This window comes from Acidibrevibacterium sp. (assembly GCF_049965395.1).
Lineage (GTDB): Bacteria > Pseudomonadota > Alphaproteobacteria > Acetobacterales > Acetobacteraceae > Acidibrevibacterium > Acidibrevibacterium fodinaquatile.
In genome coordinates, this window is record NZ_JBMFWJ010000071.1 from 5,279 (window position 1) to 8,450 (window position 3,172).

3 protein-coding genes are annotated in these 3,172 nt (G+C 63.6%); all 3 read right to left on the reverse strand.

The genetic code is table 11. The annotated features are described in order from the left end of the window. Positions 1-1,218, reverse strand: a 1,218-nt coding sequence (gene arsJ / locus ACP5M5_RS13840; protein ID WP_427938302.1) for an organoarsenical effux MFS transporter ArsJ, incomplete at its 3' end; no start/stop codon positions are given. Continuing rightward, positions 1,218-2,261 carry an ArsJ-associated glyceraldehyde-3-phosphate dehydrogenase gene (locus tag ACP5M5_RS13845; RefSeq protein ID WP_427938303.1) on the reverse strand — a complete coding sequence of 348 codons (1,044 nt, stop codon included), beginning with the start codon at positions 2,259-2,261 and terminating at the stop codon, positions 1,218-1,220. The genes arsJ and ACP5M5_RS13845, both read right to left, overlap by 1 nt. Before the next feature lie 3 nt (positions 2,262-2,264). Continuing rightward, positions 2,265-3,172: helix-turn-helix domain-containing protein (locus tag ACP5M5_RS13850; RefSeq protein ID WP_427938305.1), on the reverse strand; the 908-nt coding region annotated here is incomplete at its 5' end.

The following is a 3,172-nucleotide window of genomic DNA, read 5'->3' on the forward strand; positions in this document are numbered from 1 at the left end:
GGCGCGGCGCGCCTCCGCGCCGGCAGGCAACCACAGCGTCAGCAGAAGACAGGCCGCCAACATCGCCGCTGATCCCCAAAGACACGCAGCGATACCGCCCCACTCGGCGAGGAGACCCGATAACAGGATCCCCATCAGCCGCCCGGCGGCATTCGCGGCATAATAGAACCCGACATCCTCGGCTTCCTTTTCCGACCCCGCATAGGCAAGAATCAGATAGGAATGCAGCGACGAATTGACCGCGAACGCAAAACCGAACAAGGCCAAACCAGTGACGATGAGCAGATCGGGCCGGATCGGCAGGTTGGTCATCAGCAGTGCCGCCAACGCCAGGGGAATGACCGCCAATAGCCACGCCCAAAGCCGCGCCTCGGGCACCTCGCGGGAAAGGCCATCGGCGCTGCGCCGCACCACCTGCGGCGCCAGCGCTTGCACGATGCCGTAGCCGATCGTCCAGGCGGCAAGAAACCCAGCAACGCCAATATAATGCCAGCCATAGCCATAGAGAAACACCGGGAGCCCGACCACGAACCAGACGTCGCGCGAGCCAAACATGAAGATGCGCGCCGCCGCGAGCAGATTGATCGGGCGTGTCTTCGCAAACAACTCGCGGACACTGCGCGATGATTTGGCTTTTCCCAGCGTGCGCGGCAGCGCAAGCGTGACCCCCACCAAAACCATCGCCAGCAGCCCGGCCATCAGCCACAGCGCCGGCCGGAACCCAACGATCTGGAGCAGCGCGCCACCGAAGAAAAACCCAACGCCCTTCATCGCATTCTTAGAGCCGGTGAACCAGGCGACCCAGCGAAAGAGCTGCCCGGCGCCCTGCAGCGAACTCGCCTTGATCGCCGATTTGGAGGCGGTTTTCGTCAAATCCTTGGCGACACCTGCAATCCCTTGCGCCATCACCACCCAGGCGACCGACATCCCCGCCCCCCAATCCGGGTTCAGCGCCGAGAGCATGGTCAGGCCAGCGATCTGCAAAGCAAGGCCAATCGCCAGCATGCGCGGAATGCCAAAGCGTAACGTCAGCCAGCCGCCGCCGAGATTGGCAAATATCCCGGCCGCTTCATAGAGCAGGAACAAAAAGGCAAGCGTAAACGGCGTGTAGCCCAGATGGTAGAAATGAAACAGCACCAGCATCCGGAGCGCGCCGTCGGTCAGCGTAAAGCCGAGATAGCTCGCCGTGACAACGGCGTAGTTGCGCACTGCGGACATCAGACGCCTCGCGCGATGACGATCGTGGCGAGGTCGATCATCCGGCAGGCATAGGCCATTTCGTTGTCGTACCAGGCATAGACCTTGAGCAGCGTCTCATCGGTCACCATGGTGCTCGGCGCATCGACGATGGCGCTCCGGGTATCGTTGACATAATCGGCCGAGACCAGCGGGCGTTCCTCGTAGCCGAGAATTCCGGCAAGCGGCCCCGCCGCGGCGGCCTTGAACAAAAGATTCACCTCCGCCACCGTGGTCGCGCGTTCGAGTTCGAACACGCAATCGGTCAGTGAGGCATTGAGCACCGGCGCGCGCACGGCATGGCCATTCAACCGCCCCTTCAGCTCGGGATAAATCAGCCCGATCGCGGTTGCGCTGCCGGTCGTGGTGGGCTGGAGCGACAGCATCGCCGAGCGGGCGCGGCGGAGATCCTTGTGCGGTGCGTCCACCACGACATTGGTGTTGGTCGGGTCGTGGATCGTGGTGATCTGTCCGTGCCGGATGCCGATGCTCTCATGGACGATCTTCACCACCGGCGCCAAGCAATTCGTGGTGCAGGACGCGGCGGTCAGCAGGCGATGACGTGCCGGGTCGTAGCGCTGATCATTGACGCCGACAACGACGTTGAGCGCCGAGGCATCCTTCACCGGGGCCGCGACGATGACGCGGCGGACGCCACGGTCGAAATACGGCTGAAGCTGTTCCGGGGTGAGGAATTTCCCAGTGCATTCGAGGACAATGTCGCAGCGGAGATCACCCCACGGAACCTCTCCTGGCGCGGCGGCGGAGGTGAAGCCGATGTCCCCGCCCTTGATGCGAAGCGTTTGTTCGTCGTGCGCGCTGATGTCTTCGTGCCAGCGCCCGTGGATGCTGTCGAACTCCAACAGATGCGCCGCCGCCGCCGCCCCGCCGCTGCGTTCGTTGACATGGACGATCTCGAGCCGATTATCCGCGCGCGGATCATCCTTCGCCCGTCGCACGCCGCCGAGTGCTGCCCGCAGGCACAGCCTGCCGATACGGCCAAGCCCGTTGATCCCGACACGCAAGGCTCAACGCTCCTGCGTGAGCGGCGCGTTGATGCCGCTCGCGATCTCATCAAGGCGCGTTTTCAAGGCCATCCGATCGAGGGCTTCGAACGGCAGGCTGGTGAAGATCTCGATGCGGCGCCGCAGACCCGCGTAGAGCTCGTTGAGCAGCAACGACCGCTCAGCCGCACTCGCCGTGAATGAAGCGGGATCAGGCAGTGGCCATTTGGCGGTCACCGCGGTGCTGGCGAAGTCAGCGCAGGATTGCCCCTCGAGAATGTCACAGAGCGCAATCACAAAATCCATGCGCGGCGCGCTCGGCCCACAGAACACGTCCCAGGATTTGCTACGTAGGCACGAAACATCGTGTCCGAAGAGGCGTAACCGCTCAATCACCTCCGGCATCGGTTCGGGCGCCGGCGCTGACCCCGCCGAATAGGCGCGAAACCGATTGCCGGCGATTTTTGTCAGGATAGCCTCGGCCAGGATCGATCGGGCCGAGTTTCGCGTGCAGAGGAACAAGACATTGAACGCCGGCACCATGGGGGCGCTTTCCTCGGGCGCGGCGCGGCTGAGGGAGGCGATATCGCCGCAGAGTTCGGGGCGGCCAGAGCAGCACTCCGCGCTCATATCAGCGAGGAACGCCGCAAGGTTGCGCACGGCCATGATGCGCGCGGCGTATATGACCTGCCGGCTCTGCCGCGTCGATTGCGTCAACCCCGCCCGCTCCAGGGCGGCGAAGTGGAATGACATGGTCGAGGCTGGTAAACCCAGCCTGTCGGAGATATCCTTGGCCGGCAGTCCGCTTGGCCCGGCGGCGATCAGCAGCCGCAGAACACCGAGACGGGTTTCTTGCGACAGGGCGGCAAAGACCTGCGTGGCGGCGTTAATTTCCATGATTCTAGTTTCGTCGTGATTGGACGGCTTGGCAA